The sequence below is a fragment of the Spirulina subsalsa PCC 9445 genome (assembly GCF_000314005.1).
Classification (GTDB): domain Bacteria; phylum Cyanobacteriota; class Cyanobacteriia; order Cyanobacteriales; family Spirulinaceae; genus Spirulina_A; species Spirulina_A subsalsa.
The window spans coordinates 2,024,926-2,047,952 of record NZ_JH980292.1 but is presented as its reverse complement, the minus strand read 5'-3'; the positions used below and the strand labels follow the sequence as shown (position 1 = coordinate 2,047,952).

20 protein-coding genes are annotated in these 23,027 nt (G+C 49.4%); 9 read left to right on the top strand and 11 right to left on the bottom strand.

Annotated elements, in window-relative coordinates:
* Positions 1-28: 28 nt before the first annotated feature.
* A complete protein-coding gene (locus SPI9445_RS25040) occupies positions 29-1,183 on the bottom strand; it encodes an iron-containing alcohol dehydrogenase family protein (RefSeq protein ID WP_017304514.1) in 1,155 nt (384 codons plus the stop codon).
* 298 nt (positions 1,184-1,481) lie between these two features.
* Between SPI9445_RS25040 and ahcY the strand changes: the two genes are divergently transcribed.
* From ahcY to SPI9445_RS29575, 4 genes are all read left to right on the top strand, one after another.
* The gene (ahcY, locus tag SPI9445_RS0109515; protein WP_017304512.1) at positions 1,482-2,759 is read left to right on the top strand and encodes an adenosylhomocysteinase; all 1,278 of its coding nucleotides are present in this window, start codon (positions 1,482-1,484) and stop codon (positions 2,757-2,759) included.
* A gap of 242 nt (positions 2,760-3,001) precedes the next feature.
* Positions 3,002-5,953 (top strand): aminomethyl-transferring glycine dehydrogenase, encoded by a 2,952-nt coding sequence (gene gcvP / locus SPI9445_RS0109510; protein WP_017304511.1) that lies wholly within the window; start codon positions 3,002-3,004, stop codon positions 5,951-5,953.
* Positions 5,954-6,108: 155 nt separating this feature from the next.
* Positions 6,109-6,279 carry a DNA cytosine methyltransferase gene (locus SPI9445_RS31790; protein WP_017304510.1) on the top strand — a complete coding sequence of 57 codons (171 nt, stop codon included), beginning with the start codon at positions 6,109-6,111 and terminating at the stop codon, positions 6,277-6,279.
* A gap of 41 nt (positions 6,280-6,320) precedes the next feature.
* Positions 6,321-6,548: a YebC/PmpR family DNA-binding transcriptional regulator gene (locus SPI9445_RS29575; protein ID WP_017304509.1), complete on the top strand. Its 228-nt coding sequence runs from the start codon at positions 6,321-6,323 to the stop codon at positions 6,546-6,548.
* Between the two features lie 97 nt (positions 6,549-6,645).
* Here the strand turns inward: SPI9445_RS29575 and SPI9445_RS0109495 are convergent, their stop codons facing one another.
* From SPI9445_RS0109495 to SPI9445_RS0109460, 8 genes are all read right to left on the bottom strand, one after another.
* Entirely contained in the window at positions 6,646-7,425 is a 780-nt protein-coding gene (locus SPI9445_RS0109495) for an HNH endonuclease (protein ID WP_017304508.1), read from the bottom strand.
* A 205-nt stretch (positions 7,426-7,630) separates the two neighbouring features.
* Complete coding sequence (locus SPI9445_RS0109490) at positions 7,631-8,242, bottom strand: CP12 domain-containing protein (protein ID WP_026079653.1); 612 nt, start codon at positions 8,240-8,242, stop codon at positions 7,631-7,633.
* Positions 8,243-8,339: 97 nt separating this feature from the next.
* A complete protein-coding gene (locus SPI9445_RS25030) occupies positions 8,340-8,762 on the bottom strand; it encodes a DUF1622 domain-containing protein (protein ID WP_017304506.1) in 423 nt (140 codons plus the stop codon).
* 24 nt (positions 8,763-8,786) lie between these two features.
* Positions 8,787-11,531 (bottom strand): bifunctional acetate--CoA ligase family protein/GNAT family N-acetyltransferase, encoded by a 2,745-nt coding sequence (locus tag SPI9445_RS0109480; RefSeq protein ID WP_017304505.1) that lies wholly within the window; start codon positions 11,529-11,531, stop codon positions 8,787-8,789.
* Between the two features lie 474 nt (positions 11,532-12,005).
* Entirely contained in the window at positions 12,006-14,195 is a 2,190-nt protein-coding gene (locus tag SPI9445_RS27505; protein ID WP_017304504.1) for a TolC family protein, read from the bottom strand.
* Between the two features lie 244 nt (positions 14,196-14,439).
* Positions 14,440-14,961, bottom strand: coding sequence for a cofactor assembly of complex C subunit B (locus tag SPI9445_RS0109470; protein WP_026079651.1), 522 nt, complete (start codon positions 14,959-14,961; stop codon positions 14,440-14,442).
* A gap of 191 nt (positions 14,962-15,152) precedes the next feature.
* Positions 15,153-15,506: a PadR family transcriptional regulator gene (locus tag SPI9445_RS0109465; protein WP_017304502.1), complete on the bottom strand. Its 354-nt coding sequence runs from the start codon at positions 15,504-15,506 to the stop codon at positions 15,153-15,155.
* Positions 15,507-16,059: 553 nt separating this feature from the next.
* The gene (locus SPI9445_RS0109460; RefSeq protein WP_017304501.1) at positions 16,060-16,290 is read right to left on the bottom strand and encodes a hypothetical protein; all 231 of its coding nucleotides are present in this window, start codon (positions 16,288-16,290) and stop codon (positions 16,060-16,062) included.
* Between the two features lie 228 nt (positions 16,291-16,518).
* On the opposite strand from SPI9445_RS0109460, the gene SPI9445_RS0109455 reads away from it, so the two are divergent.
* The 4 genes from SPI9445_RS0109455 (at position 16,519) to SPI9445_RS0109440 (ending at position 20,766) form a co-directional block, all read left to right on the top strand.
* Positions 16,519-17,094 carry a DUF3611 family protein gene (locus SPI9445_RS0109455; RefSeq protein WP_017304500.1) on the top strand — a complete coding sequence of 192 codons (576 nt, stop codon included), beginning with the start codon at positions 16,519-16,521 and terminating at the stop codon, positions 17,092-17,094.
* A gap of 152 nt (positions 17,095-17,246) precedes the next feature.
* Positions 17,247-18,527 carry a serine--tRNA ligase gene (gene serS, locus SPI9445_RS0109450; protein WP_017304499.1) on the top strand — a complete coding sequence of 427 codons (1,281 nt, stop codon included), beginning with the start codon at positions 17,247-17,249 and terminating at the stop codon, positions 18,525-18,527.
* Entirely contained in the window at positions 18,524-18,697 is a 174-nt protein-coding gene (locus SPI9445_RS30440) for a hypothetical protein (protein ID WP_017304498.1), read from the top strand. Before serS ends, SPI9445_RS30440 begins: the two co-directional genes overlap by 4 nt.
* The gene (locus SPI9445_RS0109440) at positions 18,694-20,766 is read left to right on the top strand and encodes an AAA family ATPase (protein ID WP_026079650.1); all 2,073 of its coding nucleotides are present in this window, start codon (positions 18,694-18,696) and stop codon (positions 20,764-20,766) included. The genes SPI9445_RS30440 and SPI9445_RS0109440 overlap by 4 nt, the downstream gene beginning before the upstream one ends.
* A gap of 140 nt (positions 20,767-20,906) precedes the next feature.
* Here SPI9445_RS0109440 and tmk read toward each other — a convergent pair whose 3' ends face one another.
* On the bottom strand, positions 20,907-21,566 hold the full coding sequence (tmk, locus tag SPI9445_RS0109430; protein WP_017304495.1) for a dTMP kinase: 660 nt from the start codon (positions 21,564-21,566) through the stop codon (positions 20,907-20,909).
* A gap of 300 nt (positions 21,567-21,866) precedes the next feature.
* Here tmk and SPI9445_RS0109425 point away from each other — a divergent pair, with 300 nt between their 5' ends.
* A complete protein-coding gene (locus tag SPI9445_RS0109425) occupies positions 21,867-22,226 on the top strand; it encodes a hypothetical protein (RefSeq protein WP_017304494.1) in 360 nt (119 codons plus the stop codon).
* Between the two features lie 172 nt (positions 22,227-22,398).
* On the opposite strand, the gene SPI9445_RS0109415 is transcribed toward SPI9445_RS0109425, so the two are convergent.
* Positions 22,399-22,860, bottom strand: coding sequence for an FHA domain-containing protein (locus SPI9445_RS0109415; RefSeq protein ID WP_017304492.1), 462 nt, complete (start codon positions 22,858-22,860; stop codon positions 22,399-22,401).
* Positions 22,861-23,027 lie beyond the last annotated feature (167 nt).

Below are 23,027 nucleotides of genomic sequence, written 5' to 3'. Positions count from 1 at the left end.
CTCCCCCTCTCCCCTGCTCCCCTGTTCCCTAAACAACCTTTACGCCCCCTTCTACCGTTTCTCGGGGAGAATCTGGGAGGAGGGTAGTAGAAACCATTGCCGCCATCAATTGTTCTGGACTCACAGGGAAGGGTAAACGGTGAATGTCGGATTGAGGACGACAGGCGATTTCGGCGCTGTGACGCAGTTGGGCGACTGTCACCTCCCCTAAGCCCAAATCTTCTAAGGTTTGGGGTAAACCAATCTCTTGATAAAATTTCAGCAACTGTTGACGAGCCGTGAGTGCTAATTGATTGCCTTGTACCATCTCTTCTAGGCGCAATTGAACCAAGATGCCATAGGCCACTTTTTCGCCGTGTAGGGCGTGGTGGGCGGCCGGGATATGGGTTAGGCCATTATGAACGGCGTGGGCGGCTACAGTGCGACAATTCGCCCCACCTAGACCGCCAATGACCCCGGCCAATAATACCGTAGCATCGACTACGGCACACCAATCCTCACCGCCGGGATTTTGCAGGGCGAGGGAGGATTTTTGTAGGAGAATATCCCGCAGGACGCGGGCTTGTTGGACGGCGGCGATAATCAGGGTTTCGGGGGAGTCGCCACTACTGACGGAGGCTTCATACCATTTGGCGATCGCATCCCCAATTCCGGCCACTAGGGTCCGTTGGGGGGCGGTTTGGATCAAGCTGTAGTCTAAAATCAGTAATTCGGGACAGTGGGAGAGGGGAACATCGTATTGAAAAGCCCCCTGATCGGAGTAAATATTGGAGAGTGCTGTCCAAGCGGCACAAGTCGCCCCAGAGGTGGGAATCGTCACGACAGGTAATTGACACTGATGGGCGAGGAGTTTGGCCGTGTCCATTGCCTTGCCTCCCCCTACCCCAAGGATGAGATCCCCTTGATGTTGGTTCACTTTTTGGTGGAGTTGGGTGAGGGAATTTTCCGAACAATCGGGGCTATAACTGGCAAAGTCTAAGTTGAGGGGATGATGTTGGGCGAGTTTCTGGAGGGCGGGGGTGAGTTGTTGTAACGTGCGATCGCCTCCCACCACCAGAGGGCGTTTTCCCAGTTGGGCGATGGCTTCTCCAGAGGATTGGAGTAGATCATGACCCCGCAACACCTGCCGGGGTGCGACTTGTAGAGCATGAATCACTCGATGGGGAGATGCTAATTCGGGCATAGTTGATGTATGTTGGTTTCAATGGCAGTTGATTCAGCAATCCTAGCAAAACTTCCGCTTAAGAATGGGCCGCTAATCTGATTTCTTTAAGTTTTGAATAGCGGGAATTATTCAATAGCCCCCACCCGACACCCGACTCCTAACTCCCGACTCCCCGTTCCCCGTTCCCTTAACTTGTCAAGATTGGGGGGATTCGTGAAGGCTCCCTCCGGCACGACCCGCCCCACAGTGACCCCCCCACGGACTACGGATTGCTGTTAGAATCGCTATGCGAACTTAATGTAAATTCAGGCCATAAATGACAGCAACTGTAACTAAACCCCAATACGAAATTAAAGATATTGCCCTTGCTCCCCAAGGAAAACAGCGCATTGAGTGGGCAGGACGAGAAATGCCTGTATTACGACAAATTCAGGAACGTTTTGCCCAAGAAAAGCCCTTTGCGGGGATTCGCTTAATTGCCTGTTGTCACGTCACCACAGAAACCGCTCATTTGGCGATCGCCCTCAAAAACGGTGGCGCAGATGCCATTTTAATCGCCAGTAACCCCCTCTCCACCCAAGACGACGTAGCCGCCAGTTTAGTCGCCGACTATGGCATCCCTGTATTTGCCATCAAAGGCGAAGATAACGACACCTACCACCGTCACGTGAACATCGCCCTAGACCATCATCCCAACATCATCATCGACGATGGCAGCGACGTAACCGCCACCCTCGTATCTGAACGTCAAGAGCAAATTTCCGAAATCATCGGCACCACGGAAGAAACCACCACCGGAATTGTCCGTCTGCAAGCCATGTTCAAGGATGGGGTGTTATCGTTCCCCGCCATGAACGTTAATGATGCCGACACCAAACACTTCTTTGATAACCGCTACGGCACCGGACAATCCACCCTCGACGGCATCATCCGCGCCACCAATATCCTCCTCGCCGGGAAAACCCTTGTCGTGGCAGGTTATGGTTGGTGTGGCAAAGGCGTTGCCCTGCGTGGCCGAGGCATGGGGGCTAATGTCATTGTGACGGAAATTGACCCCACCCGCGCCATTGAAGCGGTGATGGATGGTTTCCGCGTCATGCCCATGATTGAAGCGGCTCCTCTAGGGGATGTATTCGTCACTGTCACGGGGAACAAGCACGTCATCCGCCCCGAACATTTCGCGGTGATGAAAGATGGGGCAATTGTTTGTAACTCCGGCCACTTTGACATTGAAATTGACCTGAAATCTTTAGGCGCTCAAGCCAACGACGTGAAGGAAGTACGCAACTTCACCCAACAATACAGCCTCCCCAGTGGCAAATCGATCATTGTTTTAGGGGAAGGGCGCTTAGTCAACTTAGCCGCCGCCGAAGGCCACCCCAGCGCGGTGATGGACATGAGTTTTGCCAATCAAGCGTTAGCCTGTGAGTATCTGGTGAAAAACAAAGGTTCTCTCGCCCCCGGTTTACATTCTATCCCCACGGAAGTAGACCGCGAGATTGCCCGCTTAAAGCTTAATGCCATGAACATCCAAATTGACAGCCTCACCCCGGAACAAATTGAGTACCTCAATTCTTGGAATGCGGGAACTTAGTTTGAGGGTCTACGTCTAGAGGAGTAGTCGTTTACCCTGTTGAGTCCCTCTGTGCCTTATTTCATAAGCATGGAGGGCCGTTTTTTTCTGCGCATATTCCCTTCCTTGAGTAGAATAGTTGAGCGTTATGTATAAGCGGTAGCCCTAGGAGAAAAGCTATAGTATGGGGAACACCTGCCTACCGTTTGGGCGAGTGGATTATTGTACAATATTGAACTTTCTATCTTCCCTGTAAGTCGAGAATGCTAAACCTAGATCGGACACTGCCCAACGCCCAATCTACCGCGCTGTTATTAGCCGAAACCACCCCCTCCACTGCTGAAACGGCTCATCAAGGCGATCGCTTTGTAAACCGTCATATTGGCATTGGGGGGGCTGAGGTAGAGACTATGCTTGAGGTTTTAGGCTATACCAGCCTAGATCAATTGATTGATGATGCAGTGCCTCGTGGCATTCGTTTCAAGTCCCGTTTAAACCTTCCGGCTGCCCAGACAGAATATGAAGCCCTTCAGAGTTTAAAGGCGATCGCAACTCAAAACAAAATTGCCCGCTCCTTCCTCGGCATGGGCTACTCTGACTGTATCACCCCCCCCGTCATCCAGCGCAATATTCTGGAAAATCCCGGCTGGTACACCGCTTACACCCCCTATCAAGCCGAAATCGCTCAAGGTCGTTTGGAAGCCCTCCTCAACTACCAAACCATGATCATTGAACTGACAGGGCTAGAAATTGCCAACGCTTCCCTCTTGGATGAAGGCACCGCGGCCGCCGAAGCCATGACCATGAGCTATGGGCTGTGTAAAAATAAATCCCAGACCTTCTTTGTCTCCAACGCTTGCCACCCCCAAACCATTGATGTAGTGGTCACACGGGCGGAACCCTTGGGCTTAGAAATTGTAGTCGGCGATCATCACACCTTCGACTTTAGCGAAACCCCCGTTTTCGGGGTTCTTCTCCAATACCCCGCCACCGATGGGGCCATTTATGATTACCGGGCTTTCATTGAAAACGCCCACGCCATTGGTGCATTAGTCACGATGGCCGCCGACCCCCTCAGTTTAACCCTCCTCACCCCTCCCGGTGAATTAGGGGCAGATATTGCCGTAGGCAGTACCCAACGCTTTGGGGTTCCCCTCGGCTTTGGCGGCCCCCACGCGGCCTATTTTGCCACGAAAGAAGCCTATAAACGGCAAATGCCGGGGCGGATTGTGGGAGTGTCCAAAGATGCCCAAGGAAAACCCGCCCTCCGATTAGCCCTACAAACTCGGGAACAACATATCCGCCGGGATAAAGCCACCAGTAATATTTGCACAGCCCAAGTCTTATTAGCCGTGATTGCCTCCATGTATGGGGTTTATCATGGGGCGAATGGGTTAAAGGCGATCGCGCAAAACATCCATGATCTCGCCGTCCTCTTTGCCCAAGGGTTAAAACGCCTTAACTACACCGTTGAGAACCTACCCATTTTTGATACAGTCTGCGTCGGGGTAGGCGCTCAAGGGGCCCAGGCCTTAGTCAAAGAAGCCGCCCACCAAGGAATTAATCTCCGTCTCCTAGAACCAGGTTATGTGTGCATTGCCTTTGATGAAACCCACACCCTACAAGACATTCTCGATCTCTGGCACCTCTTCGGCCACCGGGAAACCCTACCCTTTACCGTCGAAGAATTAAAAGCCGAACAACCCAAACCCTTCACCCTCCCCCCCCGTCTCACCCGCACCAGTCCCTATCTGACCGATGCCGTATTCAACACCCACCACTCAGAAACGGAACTGTTGCGCTACCTCCACCAACTCGAAAGTAAAGACCTCTCCCTCACCACATCCATGATTCCCTTGGGGTCTTGTACGATGAAACTCAACGCCACCGCCGAGATGTTCCCCGTAACCTGGCCCGAATTTGGCAAAATTCACCCCTTCGCGCCCCCAGAACAGACCCAAGGGTATCAAACCCTATTTCAGCAGTTAGAGGCGTGGCTGGGCGAAATTACGGGCTTTGCGGGCATCTCCTTACAACCCAATGCGGGATCTCAAGGGGAATATGCGGGCTTACAGGTCATTCGGGCCTATCATCACCATCGGGGGGAAGGGGAACGGAATATCTGCTTAATCCCCGAATCCGCCCACGGTACAAACCCCGCCAGTGCGGTGATGTGTGGGATGAAGGTAGTGGCCGTGAAATGTGATGACAATGGCAATATTGACGTAGCTGACTTAAAACAAAAGGCCGAAAAACATCAAGATGCTTTAGCGGCCTTAATGGTGACTTATCCCTCCACTCATGGGGTCTTTGAGGAGACGATTCAAGAAGTCTGTGAGATCATTCACCACTACGGGGGGCAGGTGTATATGGATGGGGCGAATATGAACGCCCAAGTAGGGCTATGTCGTCCGGGGGATATGGGGGCGGATGTGTGTCACCTGAATCTCCATAAGACGTTCTGCATTCCCCACGGAGGGGGTGGGCCGGGGATGGGTCCCATTGGAGTGGCTGAACATTTAGTGCCTTTCTTGCCCAATCATTGCGTCGTGAACTTAGGCCATGCCCAAGGGATTGGAGCCATTTCTGCGGCCCCTTGGGGGAGTGCCAGCATTTTGGTCATTTCTTGGATGTATATTGCCATGATGGGCGCTCAAGGCTTAACAGAGGCGACAAAAGCGGCGATTCTGAGCGCCAACTATATGGCCAAGCGTTTAGAGGGGGCTTATCCTATTCTCTATAAAGGGCAGTCGGGGCTAGTGGCGCATGAATGTATTATCGACCTGCGGCCGTTGAAAAAACGGGCGGGGGTGGAAGTGGATGATGTGGCTAAACGCTTGATGGACTACGGATTCCATGCCCCCACCATGTCCTGGCCGGTGATTGGAACTATGATGGTGGAACCGACGGAAAGTGAGTCTTTGGCGGAGTTGGATCGGTTCTGTGATGCCATGTTAGCGATTTATGAGGAGGCGATCGCCATTGAAGAGGGCAAGGTAGACGCGGGGGATAATGTCTTGAAGAATGCCCCCCACACCGCAGAATCCCTAATCTGTGGGGAGTGGAATCACCCCTACACCCAGGAAGCGGCGGCCTATCCTGCCCCTTGGTTAAAGTCCTTTAAGTATTGGCCCCCTGTCGGACGGATTGATAATGCTTTTGGCGATCGCAATTTAGTTTGTTCCTGTGTGGGCATGGAAGCCTATCAAGAGTAAAGGTTGAAGGGGCGAAGCGAGCTAGACCTTAAACTGTATCAAGGATTTAGCTTTTGTCCCTTCTTGACCTTTGTTATAGTCCACTTTTTGAGATGCTCTTTTCCCAGATGGGGATTACTATATAATAGACTCCCACCTGTTGTATTTTTAGTCTAATGACCATAACAAATTCCCTAAAATTTATTGACTTATTTGCAGGTATTGGAGGATTTCGTTTAGCTTTTGAAAAATTAGGCTGTGATTGTGTCTTTGCGTCAGAGTGGGAAATTAACGAGGATCAGCTATTGGAGATTGCTCTGGAGGGGGGGCGGATAGTTACGAGTTAAGTGATGATCCCCAGAATCCGGGGGCGGAGGTTTATAGTCCGGTGAGTGATTTGGAATCTCTGCAAAAAACCTTACAAGAGCAGGATTTTCCGGTGAAGGAGGTTGAGTTACGCTGGATTACCAATACCACGGTAGAGGTGACGGATCCTGAACAAATGCGATCGCTGCTTAAATTAATGGACGCTTTAGAATCTTTGGATGATGTGCAGAATGTGACCGCGAATTTTGAGTTAAACGAGGACTGTTTGACGGCCGCTTCTTTAGCTTAACAGGAGGTAGGGGAATTGATCCTTTTGGGATTTTCCCGATTCCCTAACCCCAACTTTGGTTAACTAATGAAAGGAAAAGATCAGCATCGGCAGTATGTCACTGTTGATAAATATGAGTGCGATGGTACTGTAAAAACTCAGAATTGGGTAAAAATTTGTGAGGCGATTGTAGAGGCTGATCCTGATAATCTAAAAAATTATCCTGCAAGGTTTTATGGGGCAGAAATTGCCTCAAGCGAGAACTAATTAACAGACTATAGTTCTGATCAAAACTAATCAGTCCTCGGTCGAAAGCGGCATCCTGAGTTCTGGCTAAACATAAACCATTATGGGGATTTAACCGCTCCTCTGGAAATTCACTCCAAGGTAAAATATGACTGGCAATTAACAACTCAGGAATAGGGTTTCCCGTCAAACAACATTGGTAATTATAGGCGCTTAAAACCATCTCTCGAAATAGGTTTTGTCTGAGCCGTTGTTTGACCTGTCGGGTGACTTCTGTTTCTGTCTCCCATGGAGAGGAAACTGTTGTTAATCCTGATTCTTCTTGTTTTGGAGGGGATGGATTCAACAGAGCATTGATTTTAGTTTCACTTTCCAGTAAGACTTCATCCCAGTTCGTTTCTAACTCATGCCAAAGGGCTTGATCCGCACGACTGACATTTTTTAATCCTTGGATATCGCGAGCTTGTAACTTTGGATCAAGAGAAGCGAAATTAACCAGTTTCATGGCAATACTACCGGGGGTTCGCGCCAATTTTTCCGCCACTTCTACAATTCTGGGGTTGCGCTGATGTAGTTGTCCAAAGGGCAATTTACAGTACAAGTTCAAAACAACGAGTTGTTCATCCCTCGTCCAACGTCTCCCTGTACTCATGGTTTTCAGGTTGATGGCGTGGGTCAAAACGAAAAAAACCGTAGTCTCTAGTTCGGACTATAAACATCCTAAAAGGCTGTTTTAGGAACAGTGTCATAGGAGTTTTAAATTATCCAAGAGGTCTAATAATCAGAGACTACGGTAGAGGAAAGGCAAAATATAGACTATTTTTTCGGTTGGCTTAGAGTCTATATATTTCTATTGCCTAGGTGTCGTACATCCGGGCTTCTAAAGCATCGGGATGTTCTTCACAATACTCCTCAAAATAGGTTTTGGGGGGTTTCGTTGCCCGTTGGTGGGCGGCTTCGGCTTGTAATTCTTCTACAATGTCCCAAGCGGCGGCACATTCGGGAGAGGTTGCGCCTTTTTCAGCACAAACGGCCCTCGCGGCATCTCTGGCCTTGATGATTTCCTCTTCGAGGGTCAATTCTCTAGGCTTTTCAACAAAATCACTCTTGTTGAGGATATCACTCACGGACACAATCCCCATCAAGGTTTCAGCAATGACGGGGGCGCGGCGAATCCCGGTTTGAGAGAATAAACGGGCGACATACTCTACAGCTAAGTCAGGGTTAATGACAATGCAGGGTTTGGTCATGATTTCGTAAACCCGCACTTTTTTGGGGTCTTTGCCGTAGGCGGTGACTTTGTAGATAATATCGGTTTCGGTGACGATGCCATAGGCATCTTCATCTGTACGACGGTCAACTATGAGGGCGCGTAGCTGGTTGTCCTTCATCAGTTTGACGGCATCGGCTACAGTGGCAGAACCCCGCACTGTAACGACTTGTGTTGTCATAATTTCAGAGGCTTTCATGTTCTTTTTTAATTGACTCGCCATAATTTATTGTTGATGGGAATGGGACAATTGGCAATTTGTTAGACACAATTTGCAGTAATTCTAGGGTAGGGGATTAAGAGGATGAGGTGGACTCATGGGGAGTTTTGGGGGGGGAGATGGGGTTAAGGAGGCCTTGCCAGGGGGGTTCGGGGTTGGGGGTTTGGGTATGATTGGCAATGGCTTTTAATAACAAATGGTTTAAGACGGTTCGCAGGGCAATGATGGCCGCGAGTTGCCCGATTTCGTTCCAAGTGGGAGCAATGGTGGTCTTGAGGATACTTCCCCCTACGAGGAAGCTTAAGCCCAAGGAGAAGGAATAACCGAGTTCTAGGCGACCTTCTTGGAAGGCTTGCCCGGATTCCCAAGTGAACAGGGCGCGCCGGAGGTAGATGGTTAAGGCTTTGAGAATCCCCACACTGATCACCAATAGGGCAAGAAGTTGACAAATGCTGACAACTGTGCTATTGAGCATTCTAACAGTGAGGGCAATAGACATAGGGGGGAAGGGGTGAACAACAAGTTAGAGATGTAATTCGGCGATCGCAACATCGGGACTGGTACGGTGGAGATGGAACCCCACTTTCTCACAGACGCGCTGCATGGCTCCGTTTTGGGGCAGGATTTCGGCTTTAATGCGTTTAATATGGCGATCGCGCCCCACCTTCACCAGACGCTGTAACACTTCCGTACCGATGCCTTGATTTTGGTAGCGATCGCCCACAATCATAGAAAATTCCGCCTCATCCTTTTCATGTAAGGGAGACAAGCGACCAATGCCCAAAATTTCTAACTCCCCAGTGGTTTCATCCTTCTTCGTGGCCACCAGTGCCATTTCCCGATCATAGTCAATAAAACACAGGCGAGACAGCCGATCATGAGCCACCCGCGCCGACAAAGCCACCAAATGGAAATAGCGCAGATAGACACTTTCCTCCGAAAGCGGTTCATGGAACTTGCGCAATAATGGCTCATCTTCCGGGCGAATGGGGCGAATCATAATCATTGTACCATCCCCCATCATCCAAGACCCCATATATTGCAAAGGATAGGGACAAATAGCCGTTTTCACCCCTTGGCTTTCCGCCGCGTCAGGATGATGTAACACCACCCGCGCATCCAAAGCAATCAAACGCTGATGAGAAGCTAACAACGGATTAATCTCAATCTCCTTAATCCAAGGTTGTTCCATCACCAACTGACTAAACCGCACCAGCAACTGTTCCAACGCATTCAAATCTACCGCCTTTCGACCTCGTACCCCTTGCAGTGCGGTATAGATTTTGGTTTGTTCCATCATGCGACGGGCTAGCGTCGTATTGAGAGGCGGAATCCCCAGCGCCCGATCTTTGAACACCTCCACCAACGATCCCCCGGTGCCGAATAACAACACCGGCCCGAACTGAACATCCATACTGCTGCCAATAATTAACTCATAATCTCCCGAGGACATTTTTAACATCGGTTGCACCGTCACCCCTTGGAAATGTTCCGCCCCCACCTTTTGGGCGACAGAATGTTCCATAGCGTGGTAGGCATTTTCAACACTTTCGGCATCTTGTAACAACAAGCGCACACCCCCCACATCGGTTTTATGGGTAATCGTCGTTGAGTTGAGTTTTAGCACCACAGGATAGCCGATTTTTTCCGCTTGGGCTACTGCCGCCTCGGCCGTGTGGGCAATTTTGGTTAACACCGTAGGAATGCCGTAAGCCTCCAACAGTTGCTTAGACTCATATTCCGTTAACAATGAGCGACCTTCAGCCCGGACTTTTTGTAGCACCTGCTGCGCCTCCACCCCTTGTAAGTGGCTGTCTTCCTCATCATCGGGCAGGTGAGGGGTTTCGTAGAGGCCCTTTAAATTGTAGGCGTAACGCCACATATAGTTAAAAACATGAACCGCCCCATCGGGGAACGGTAAGGTGAAAATCTTACAATCATTGAGCAACTGTTCCCCCGGAGTAATCCCGTCCCCCCCCATCCAACTGGCTAAAATGGGTTTGGTGTAGTGATTTTTCTCTAAAATCTCCACAAAACGGCGGGCGGTTTCCGTGGGATCCGTCATGGCTTGGGGGGTGAGGATAACCAGTAAGGCGTCGCTATTGGGGTCTTTGAGGGCGATATCAATGGCTTGGGCATAGCGTTCCGGGTCGGCATCCCCCAGAATATCAATGGGGTTCGCGTGGCTCCAGTGGGGGGGTAAGATAGCATCAAAGGCCGCCTGGGTTTCTGGGGAGAGTTGGGCTAATTCCCCCCCTTCCGAAATGAGCGCGTCGGTACTGAGAACCCCAGGCCCTCCGGCATTGGTGAGAATGGTAAGGCGTTTCCCTTTGGGGCGGGGTTGTTTGGCCAGCACTTCCGCCATATTAAACAGGTCGTCAATGGTATCCACACGCAACACCCCACAGCGACGGAAAGCGGCGTTTAAGACCTCATCACTCCCGGCTAGGGCTCCGGTATGGGAAGCGGCGGCGGCGGCGGCGGCTTCGGTGCGTCCGGCTTTAATGACAATAATCGGTTTGGTTAGGGCCACAGCCCGGGCGGCCGAGAGGAAGGAACGAGCATCCCCGATGGTTTCCATGTAGATGACAATGCTATGGGTGGCGGGATCATCGCCCAGATAGTCGATTAAGTCCCCCCAGTTGACATCTAACATGGAGCCGATGGAAATAAAGGCACTAAAGCCCACATTTTCCCGGAAACTCCAGTCGAGGATGGAGGTACAAAGCGCGCCACTCTGACTGATAAAGCCCACATTGCCGGGTCGGGCGATCGCACTGGCAAAGGTAGCATTGAGGCCTTGAATCGGACTCATCATCCCCAAACAGTTGGGGCCAATAATCCGAATGCGCCCCGCCCTCGCTTTGGCTAAAATTTCTTGCTCCAACGCCACCCCGGCCGGACCAATTTCTTTAAATCCGGCAGAAATAATAATCGCCCCCTTCACCCCCTTGGCGATACATTCATCCATCACTTGGGACACCCTCGCGGCCGGAATGGCAATAATCACCAAATCAATGGGGGCGGGAATCGCCGAGAGGCTGGGATAAGCTTGAATGCCTAAAACACTGGGGCGTTTAGGGTTCACCGGAAACACCGTCCCCCCAAAGGGACTACTAATTAAGTTCCAAAGCAAAGTACGTCCGACACTGCCCTCTTTTTCTGTTGCTCCAATTACGGCGACGGTTTTGGGTTTAAAAAACACATCAAGGGGTTGAATTCTGCCGTATTGCAGGACATCTTGAGCCGGATCTGTAGTTGGTAACATAGTCTCTCCCAGAATGAGGTGTGGGGTTATAATGTCCAGAGGTGTCCAATTATTTGATTACAGATTTTTCCCCCCCATTGCTCCGAGTTGGCTTAAATTGGCGATGAGAAGAAGAAAATTGTAGCAGATATTTTGTAGACTGCTCCCGACCGTCGCGCTTCGCTACACCCCTAGCGCTGGGGTACTGCAAAGATTCCCGATAACCGGGGGGATTCTCCTTAAATTTTAGACTATGGAATTTCCCCATTTTTTGTGGTTTTGTTGTGCCGTGTGGGGTCAATGTTCCGATGGTGTGGACTTTACAGGGAAGGGGGATCTCCCTAAGTATAAATTCTTAGAGAGTCTAGGGCTTCATAAAATTTAAAGGATTGTGGGGTGTAGGGGGAATTCATAAATTCCTCGATTGGCTAGCGAGGAAATAATCCCCGTACCTTTTCGGTCGGGGAGTGTCAAAACAACTGCCCTCACTAGGGCTTAGGGTAAGTTAAACAGACGATCATCAGGATAGTTACTCACCGCCCGTTGTAGAGCCGATAAAGCCCGGTTATACGTGACAATGGCTGCTAAGAGATTTCCCCGCGCCCGCGTTAACTCGGTTTGAGAGGTAATCACATCAGTTTGCGTCCCCACTCCCGCCTGAAAACGTAAACGAGCTAACCGGAGACTTTCCTCGGCCAACTGTACCGCCGCCGTCGCGGTTCTGATGTTCTCCCCATTGGCTTGGAGATTAAAAAAGGCCTCTTCGACTTCACCTCGGATAATATTGCGTTGACGCTCAAATTCCACTTCGGCCAACTCAATATCAATCTCCTCCGCTTCACTATTCGCCCGAGCGAGTCCCCCATCAAACAAGCGCCAGCGAAACTCTGCCCGTACACTATAGCCCCCTGCTGGCCCCAAACCATCGCCAAACACGCCCAACATATTGGCATTGGCTCTCAGGTTAATTTGGGGTCGTAAATCGGCTAAAGCCGCCCGTCGTTGCTGCTCGTTAATTTCCCGTTGGACTAATTGCTGCTCCAATTCTGCCCGGTTTTTATAGGCCATCACAATGCTTTCTTCGAGGGACATTGACCACTGTCCGGCGGGTTGAATCTCGTCGGCAATAGTTACTTCCACGGTTTGACCGAGGGCGAGTTCTTGCACCAACTGGCGGCGGGCAATGGTTTGAGCCGCCCTAGCACGGGTCAGGGATTGATTACTATTGGCTAACTCTACTTGGGCGCGCAACACATCAAAACGAGTCCCCAAACCTGCTTGTTCTAGGAGTTCGGCATCCCGTAGGGTTTGCTGGGCTTGCTCTACGGAGGCTTGTTCAATATTCACCGTGGCATCCGCTTCTTGTAGGGCGTAGTAGGCGTTAGTGGTGTTAAAACGGATTTGTTCACTGACTCGCTCCCACTCCAAACGATTTAAGCGGATTTGTTCCTCGGCTTGACGGATTTGAGCATTACGCCGCCCGCCATTGTAGAGGTTATAGACCAGTTCTAACCCCGCATCGAAGGAGTCAGTAACACTAGAGCCTCCTGACACCCTGCCTAGGGGGGTGCGCTGTTGTAATCGCCCGGAAGCCGAATCATTACGGCTCAAACTCATGGTTAGATCTAGATTGGGATACCAAGCGGCTAGAGATGCTCGTAAGCCAGCTTGGGCGCGTTCTATGTTCAGGCGGGCGGCTTGGAGTTGGGGGTTATTTCGTCGAGCCAGTGCGATCGCCTCCTGTAACGTAATCGGGCGAGACAAGTCAACCGTCACCTCCTCCGGCTCAGTTGGGAAAAACAAAGGGTTAGCACTCGGGTTTAAGCGTTCCAAATCACTCCGCCCGGCACTCTGCACCCCAGGAGCCTGTAACGGAGCCGCCTGATCTTCCACCTCCTCCAGCCCCAAACTCGGCACCCGCTCATCAGGATCAAACGTTCCCGAGGGATTGGTTAATTCATCCTGTAACTCATCTAAGCGGTCATCAGTAGTCTGGGCTAACAATTGCCCTCCTTGCGTTATGGGCGGGGAACTCTCCCCCTGTTGGAGGATATTCGGCGGAGGAATTGCGCCCCCTTCTGAGGCCTCCGGCTCAACCTCTAAAGCGGTTTGCTCCACAACTCGGCTCAAGTCGGCTGTCCTTGGGTCTGTTGGCTCTAGTTCTCCTCCCATCGCTTGCCCAGCGTCCACCACAGCCCTCACCTCGTCTTCCCTAACACCCACCGGATCAACGTCCACGGCCGGGGTTAGGATCACAGGACGACTGGCCTCAAGGAAGGGTTCCGTGGGTCTGCGTTTATTCAACCCCGGCAGCCCACCACTCGGCACTACGGAGCCTAATTCATCCTGACCCCTGAATTTCAGAGGCACTGGTTCAAGATCGGGAATCAGGTTAATTAAAACCGGAGAAGAGGGATTAGACTCTGAGGGAATTTTTAATCCTTGAGCCAACTTGAAAGTCTCGGCTTTTTGAGCAACCCCAGCCCGAGGAGGCTTTTCAATTAAGCGTTCTAAAGTCTCTTCGGGAGACTCCGAGGGAGATAAAGCGGCACTTGATAAACTTTCCTCTGGTTCAGTCTGCACTGAATCTCCCACCGGAAGTTCTTGGGTTTTGGCACTCATGCCATAACCTAGAGCCATGACCGTCCCTACACTCACAACCACAAAATAACGAAAGGCTAGCATTAATCTACTGACTCGGTGTTTTGTTTGCTGAATTCACCTCCCCCATTCCTCCCATGAAGGCTTAGGGGACATCAAGGACAGTGTATCTTGCAAGCGGGTTTTTTCGTTGAGGAGATTGCTTACACAGGGAGTCGGGAGTCGGGAGTTGATTAGTATTCCCCATTACCTATTACCTCTTACCTCTCCCCCTGCTCCCCTGCCCCCCTGCTCCCCCTCCCCCCCTCTCCCCACACCCTAGACTGGTTCAGCCCTTGAACGACATTGCCCGTTGCAGTTCGATTAACTCATCTCGATGCCCTCGCACCGTGACGAAATGACCGGGGTTAGTTTCTGGGGAAGGTTCGATTTTTAAGAGGACTTGCTCCATTCGTCCGGCCTTTTGCCAGTACACCCATCCCCCCACAGGTGCTAAGGCAATTAACCCCCAAAATAAGAGGGTTAGTTGAGGTAGGAGATAGGATAAAATCAGGGCAAAACAGACTAGACCACAGCCCGCAAGTAAGGTGAGGAAAACCGCTAAAAACCAACTGGGGCGCACAAATCCCTCAAATGTCACTTGTTGGCTTTCTTCGTCTACCTGTGCCACCCGATAAGCCCGTTGATCAAAATAGCATTGTAATTGAGTGAATAGAGACTCTTCGGGTAAATCGCTCCAGAGTTGGACTTGTTCGGTTCGGTCTTTGAAGGAAGCCCGAATAAAGAAAAATAACCCGATCATTAACAGTAGGGTCAGGAAAAAGGTCGAGCTTAATACTGATGTATTCATAAAAAATTTAGCTAATGTCAAGCTTTTGTTACAATTCTTGATTAATTGTCCCTTGTTTTTGTCCTCCCAGCAATTTTTCCACAAAAAAACCTACCCCGAGGGAGGAGGTAGGGTTGAGAATGGGTAAAAGACCCAGTTACTCGTCAATTGCCTTTCAGTCTGGCGATGGCTAAATCACATAGCGTGCTAAATCACATAGCTTGACCAACTCCACTAATGTGATTGCGCCAGAAACGCGCTAACTCATCAGCCTGCTTGCGGGCGTTATAACAAATCTGATACATTCGGCGAGGCCTACCCCGTCCTTCGACCTTTTTCCAGTACCCTGTAATGGTTTTTTCCTCTTCGAGGAACTTCAGCGCACTGTATAAAACGGTGTCAGAAAGACGATGATTGGGATGCTCGATTTCTAAACGTTCGATCAATTCAGACCCGTAGGATTCCCCATCTAAAAGAACGGAAAGAATGTAACAAACTGCCAGTTCTTTATTGAGGTAATCGGGGGGGGGATCTTGAAAAAAGTTGTAAATATCTTCAAACTTCATTAGTCTAACCCGTTGTATGTCCCAGTTAACGAAATAGGAAAGCCTGATTACTCCCTGTCAACTGTGGATGCACCCCAGCAAGCTGGTATACTTTGGACTGTTGCCCTTGTGGTAACCATTTCATCTGAACCATTTCATCTGAACCATTTCATCCGGATCCTGTCATCCGGGTCAAACGGCTTGATGGGTTGGGTGGCTTCTAGCTCAACGCGATCAGGATGATCGAGAAACACTACCTTGTATTTACTTCGGTCATTTAACATTAAATCCAGAGAAAAAGAAAATTAGTGTAATTCGCTGTCCTCGTCGATTCATCCGCGTTGATTAGTGTATGGTAATTAATTCCCGACCGTAAATGACCGACCATTAATTACCGATATCCGAAGCCAGTTCGAGTTGCACCTTGGGGGAAAAGCGAACTTTCTCTGATTAGAGCTTTATCCCCAAGATAACATCTCCATCAGAGAAAATGTAGTTAATTTCTCGGGGATCGTTATGATTTGTAAACTACCGGACGTTCTGGTTGAGTAGCCGAAGATTCCCGCAGATTTGGCTAAAACTGGGAGATTTTGAGCGGTGGGGAGCAAAGATCGGCGGAAACAGAGGTTGTTGACCAACAGCCGCGAGCTAGGAGGGCAAGGGTTTCCGGGAGGACGGGGTTATAGTTGGCGATCGCACGACCACTATTCCCCTGATAAGTGAACAGACTCACCACCAACCCCAAAGCGTAGATTCCCGTCGTCAGATAACGCTTCCAGCATTGCACTTGATACTCTGATTTCATCACAGTCTCCTCAACACCAAGGGTGTCACTCTCCCACATTCCTACGCTCTAGGACGAGAAAAATCCGTAAAAGGTTGAGCAAAACTGCCCGCCGTTTGGCTCATTTTTTGTGATCATTTAGGTAGAGTTCGCCTGATTAACTATTCATTATCAAAACGACGGGTCAAAGTTGGTTAAAATGAGAAAAGTTGATCATCCTTGGACAACCCCCTTCTTTCCCCTGAAGTCATGAAAAACATCTCTCCATTAACCACCCCCCTGCCTCAAAAAGTGCTTCAAGTCTCGGCAGACTTACGTTTTGCGGGTTTGGTTGGCTTTTGGATGCAGTTAGTTCTCGGTGTCATCTCCACCGTCACCGTATTATTTGCCAGTTCAAGCTTTATTGATCAAACCAACACCGCCAACACCGCAGGCAACGAATTCGGCGTATTTTGTGCCGTTTGCGGTCTGATTGCCCTCGGCATTGGGATTTATTTCTCTTGGCGCTATCTAGCCATTGCCAAACTCCTCAGAAATCCCGAAGCGAATCAACGCCCCAATAAAGCCGATACTATCCGGCTGATTCGCCTTGGTCTTATGGTAAATCTCATCGGGATGCTCTTAACCATTATCGGAGCCGAGGCCATTGTGGGTTTAGTATTAGCCAAATCCCTCGCCAATCCACCCGGACAGTTAAACCTAGACCCCAACAAATTGGTTAACTCCATTGATTTATTAGTCATCCAAGCCAACACCCACACCATCGCCGCCCACTTTGGCGGAATTGTCGCCTCCCTACTACTTTTAAACCGCATTACTCGCTAATCGGAACTCCTCAACTCTTTGGGGTTTGCCGTGGTTTTGCCCAACCAACCGATCACCGTCTGTGACCCATTTCAGATAAGATGAGAGAGTTAGTTATCTCCCGACACCCACTGATTCCGGTGCGGGTCTTCCTCTATTTTTAGTTAAAATCCGTGTTAGACCTTAAACAAATCCGCGAAAACCCCACCGAGGTACAGGAACGTCTGCAACGACGCAGTGATGTCTACGATTTAACGCCGATTCTCGATTTAGACACTAAACAACGGGAATTACAAACAACTCGCACCCAATTACAAGCGCGTAGTAATGAAATTGGTAAACTCATCGGACAAAAAATGAAGTCTGGGAGTGATCCAAAGGGCGAAGAGATTTTAGCCTTAAAAAATGAGGGCAATGAGATTAAAGCTCAACTGGCTGATTTAGAACCCCAAGAAAAGGATCTCAAGGCACAACTTGAGGACTTATTATTAGGATTGCCGAATTTACCCAGTGATTCAACTCCCATCGGCAAAAGTGAAGAGGAAAATGTAGAAGTGCGCCGTTGGGGGGATGAATATTTACCCACAAATCCCCATATTTTGCCCCATTGGGAGATTGGGGAACAGTTAGGGATTTTAGACTTTAAACGGGCGGTTAAAGTGGCTCAAAGTCGCTTTGTCAATTTAGTTGGCGTGGGGGCGGCTTTGGAACGGGCGCTGATTAATTTTATGTTAGATCGGCAAACGGAGGCGGGTTATATTGAAGTGTTGCCTCCTATTTTGGTCAATCGTGAAAGTTTAACGGGAACGGGACAGTTGCCGAAGTTTGCGGAGGAAAGTTTCCAGTGTGAAGGGGATGATTTATGGTTAATTCCCACGGCAGAAGTGCCTTTAACGAATCTCTATCGAGATGAGATTTTAGAGGCGGAACAATTGCCGATTTATCACTGTGCTTATACGCCTTGTTTCCGGCGAGAAGCGGGGAGTTATGGCAAGGATACGAGGGGTTTAATTCGTCTCCATCAGTTTAATAAGGTGGAGATGGTTAAGTTAGTTCATCCAGATAGTTCTGAAGTGGAACATGAGAAGATGCTGGACAATGCAACGGCGATTTTAGAGGCGTTAAAGTTGCCTTATCGGGTGTTGGAACTCTGCACGGGTGATTTAGGATTTGGGGCGGTGAAGTGCTACGATGTGGAGGTTTGGCTACCGTCTTCGGGTAAGTATCGGGAAATTTCTAGTTGTTCTAATTGTTGGGATTTTCAAGCAAGACGGGCGAATATTCGCTTTAAGGAAGCGGGGAAGAAGGGGACGCAATATGTGCATACGTTGAATGGCTCTGGTTTGGCTGTGGGTCGCACGATGTCGGCAATTTTAGAGAATTACCAACAGGAAAATGGGAGTGTTAAAGTTCCCGAGGTTTTACAACCTTATTTAGGGCGTTCTGTTCTATGAAAATTAAAGCCGATCTCAAAAAGGTTCAAGAGCCGATTCAAAACGCAGCTCCTGAAGTCCAAGAGGTGATTAAACAGGTGTTGCGTTTGGAAAAAGATAAACTGTATACCAAAAATCCCCGTAATATTAACGATGATATTTTGACAATCATTAAACAAGTGGTGCAATGAGGCTAATTTCAATTCGCTTGTGTAATTTTCGGCAATTCTACGGCAAGACACCGGAGATATATCTAGCGAGTGGGGGACGCAATACAACGGTGATTCATGGCAATAATGGGGCAGGTAAGACGACGTTGTTAAATGCCTTTACTTGGGGGCTGTATGAACGATTTACGGCGGCTTTTGCGTCCCCGGAATTGTTGGTGAATAAACGGGCGATCGCACAGGCTAATGTGGGGACTTCTGTCGATTGCCATGTGGAGATTCACTTTGAACATGAAACCAAGCGCTACCAAGTGAAACGCCAATGTTATGTTTGGCAGAATTCAGAGGGCAAGATTGAGTACGGCAGCAGTAAGTTGTTTATGAAGGTGGCGGGGGATGATGGACGATGGATGATTCCCTCGGAACAGCCGGATGATGTGATTGGGCGCATTTTACCGGAAAGTTTACATCAGTATTTCTTTTTTGATGGGGAACGGATTGATCATATTTTTCGCTCGGAACAAAAAAATCGGATTGCGGAAGATACGAAGGAGTTGTTAGGGGTAAAGGTGTTGGATCGGGCGGTGGAGCATCTGAAGAAGGCGAAAAAGACGCTGGGGGATGAGTTAAAGACGATTGGGGATAGTGCTACAAAGAAGTTGCTACGGGAACAGGTGAAGTTAGAGCAACAGAAGGAGCGCCTGTTACAACGGCAAGGGGAGATTGAGACGGAATGTGAGGCGTTGGAGGTGTTGAAACAACAGGTGAATGAGCGTTTACGGGAGTTAAGCGGCTCGGCAGAGTTGCAGAGTTTGAAACTGGAACTAGAACAGCAGGAAAAGGGGCTACGACAGAATTTAGGCCAGGCGAAGGGCAATTTACGCCATTTGATCTCGGCTTCGAGTTATACGGTGTTTACGGGGGCTTTAACGCGGGAGTTTCGGGGGGTGTTACTGGGATTACGGGAACGGGGGGCGTTACCCAGTGGGATTAAACAGCGTTTTGTGGAGCAGCTTTTAAGGCAACAGCGCTGTATTTGTGGGACTTCTTTGGAGGAGGGGAGTGGGGCTTATGAGGCGGTGCAGGATTGGTTAAATCGGGCGGGGATGGCGGAGGTGGAGGAGGCGGCGATTCGCTTGGAGGTGCAGGTGGGGGAGTTGGAACAACAGATTCCCCAGTTTTGGCAGAGGGTGGATTATGAACAGGGACAAATTCAACAATGGCGATCGCAATTAGCCCGAGTTGAGGGGGAATTAGATACGGTACAAGAGAAGTTGAGAACTTATCCGGATGAGAATATTCAGAGTTTACAAAAGCGTTTAGATGAGACAGAGAGCCAAATTCGCAGCTTGTTGTTAGAACAGGGGGGGAATCAACAGGAGATTGAACGCTTGCAGGGTGCGATCGCCGATTTTCAGAAACAGGTGGAAAAACATAAACTGAAGGAAGAGAAACAGGCACTGGCTCAACGTCGGATTCAGGTGACACAAGATGCTATTGCCCGGTTAATTGAAGTGCGATCGCGTCTTGAACAACAATTTCGCCTCTCCCTTGAATCCCGCGTTCAGGAAATCTTTGCCGCTATTTCCTTTACCCCCTATTTCCCCCGTCTCAGTCCAGAGTACGACCTCACGTTAATGGAAAACACCTCTGGAATTGCAGTTCCGGTGGCAGCGTCAACGGGAGAAAATCAGATTCTCAGTTTATCGTTCATTGGGGGCATTATTGACCGGGTGCGGGAGTGGAGTCAGGAAAACACCCTCATGGGCATTGATAGCAGCACCTTCCCCATTGTCATGGACTCGCCCTTTGGTAGTTTAGATGAAATTTATCGGCGGCACGTTGCCCGCGCTATTCCTCAGTTAGCCAATCAGTTATTGGTTTTAGTCTCTAAGACCCAGTGGCGGGGAGAAGTTGCCGAAGAAATGGCGCAATATATCGGAAAACAATATGTTTTAGTTTATCATTCCCCGAAACCCGATTGTGAGGTAGATCAAATCATCCTCGGCGGTGTCACCTATCCTTTAGTTCAGGCCAGTGATTCTCCCCATGAGTACACGGAAATTAAGGTAGTGGAGGGTAGGGAATCTTAACTTGTCAAGATTGGGGGAGTTAATAGGTAATAGGTAATGGGGAATACTAATCAACTCCCGACTCCCGATTCCCGATTCCCGACCCCCCTGTTCCCCGTTCCCTGTTCCCTAGCCCCACGAGCAGAGTTATTCAGCCAACCCTAGCTAAAGCAGTTTGTTAAGATTTGCTGAATTTTTGTGGCAACTTGTTCCTCTGACCCGTTAGCATCAATAGGAACGATTCTCTGAGGAAATTGGGCGGCTAGGGTTCTAAACCCCTGTTGAACTCGTTGGTGAAAGGCGAGATCGGCTTGATCGAGGCGATCGCGTTTTCCCCGTTGGTGAGTTCTGGCTAACCCCCGTTCTACTTCAACATCTAGCCAAAGGGTCAGAGAACTTTGTAGACCTTGGCTGGCGATGCGGTTCAGTTGTTCAATTAAGGTGAGGTCTAAACCTCGTCCATAGCCCTGATAGGCTATAGTGGAGTCGGTAAAGCGATCGCATAAAATAATTGCTCCCTGTGCTAAAGCCGGTTGTAAAACTTCCGCCACATGGTGGGCGCGATCGGCGGCGTAAAGCAGTAATTCTGTTAGATCCGGTATCGATTCCCCCTCTAGTAGAATATGCCGTAAGGCTTGGCCTAAAGGACTGCCTCCGGGTTCTCGGGTGACGATAATTGGGATCTCTGGACTTAACTGTTCTTGTAACCACAGACGCGATCGCTCAATTTGAGTGGTTTTCCCAGCACCTTCCCCCCCCTCAAACACAATAAAATGTCCGGTCTTGGCTATTCTGTCCTGTTGTGTTCTGTTCATCATCATCTTTGGGGTAAACGACGTTAAAATTTCCCCCCGCCCTCAGATAGCAATTTGTTTAAAGATTAAGGCGGGTGACTACAATGCTTAAAGAGCTATCTAGTAAGGGTTGAGGGAGATTTTATCCCTGTCCTTTTTTATCCGGACAGGTCAAAATTTCCCCTGAAATAAGGGGTCAAATAGGTAAAGGACATCCCATCTTCTGAGAAAAAATTCCTTCCTTCCTCGTGACCTTTCTGGTTCGTTCGATATGATGGAAGAGTTTAAACGATGTGATGTCTAGGGTCAAAGAAGAGAATATTTGATATGGCTCGCTATAGTTGTTCATTCAATATGCCCGGCCCCCTCGATCATCTCGTTCCGATGCTCGGCGAAGTCCTGCGCTCATGTAATTTTGAGATCATCTATGATACTGGGGATTACATGATGGGACGAGAAATCCCGGGGCGCGTTTCCTTCTCTAAGTTGGTAACAGTTGAAGCACTGATTGATCGCAGTCGTGCGACTAATCAGGGGGTCAATATGAATTTTGTGATCAAAAATGAAGAGTTGCCTCTTCAAGCACAAAATCATTGTCGAGAAATGTTTGATCAAGTCAAAGAGGCCATCGAGTCTCAAACTCAAGGAAAACTCCGTAAAACACCTGATCCCACTCGTCAAGTCTAGTCGCGACCCCCATTAATCTCTCCCTCAGAGGGAGGGGGTCGCGCCATTAAATACCCCCACTCATTGGGGTGGGGGACGTTTCTGCTAGGAACAAAAGCCGGGCTAGCTTGGAGTGCTTCAGCCTCAAGATAACCCCACCCCATAATCAGATCCAAGAGATTTGATGAATCGTCTACTCATCTGGACTAGACTCATCAAAATCACCCATCATCATGGCTGGATCAATTAGCGTGATATCAAAGGGATCATCATTGGAGGCACTAGGCATGACCCCTCGTTCTCGAACTTGATAGATGGCGAAAACTTGAGGACCAAATACCACCTCGTCCCCATGTTGTAAAGAGTGACTTGATTGATCTTGCAGTTTCACACCGTTAATCAACAGACCATTAACACTCCGTTTGCCGTTTTCGTCTCCATCGACGATCTCATAGAAGGACGTGCCGTCCGCCTGCAATCGTCGATTCAGGATTGCATGACGACGGGAGACAAACTGTGAAGACAGACGAATATCACAGCTCTGATCACGACCAATGGAGTATGAGGCCTCAATCAGAGGGACTGATCGCCTCCCCTTGTCATCTTCGATGATCAATAAATGCTCTTGATGCAGTTTTGCCGTTTTTGCAGCCATCAGTGAATGCTCTTGCGGTTAGGGTGTTGGCATCAATACTTGGACAAAGCCAAGCGACTTTTTCACCAAGAATGCCCAGAAACAAATGGATATTTTGTTTGTGTTAAGTGGTTACTTGTTCTTCTATTTTTTGACGCTCCCCCCTCTAAAGAGACGGAGATTCTTCA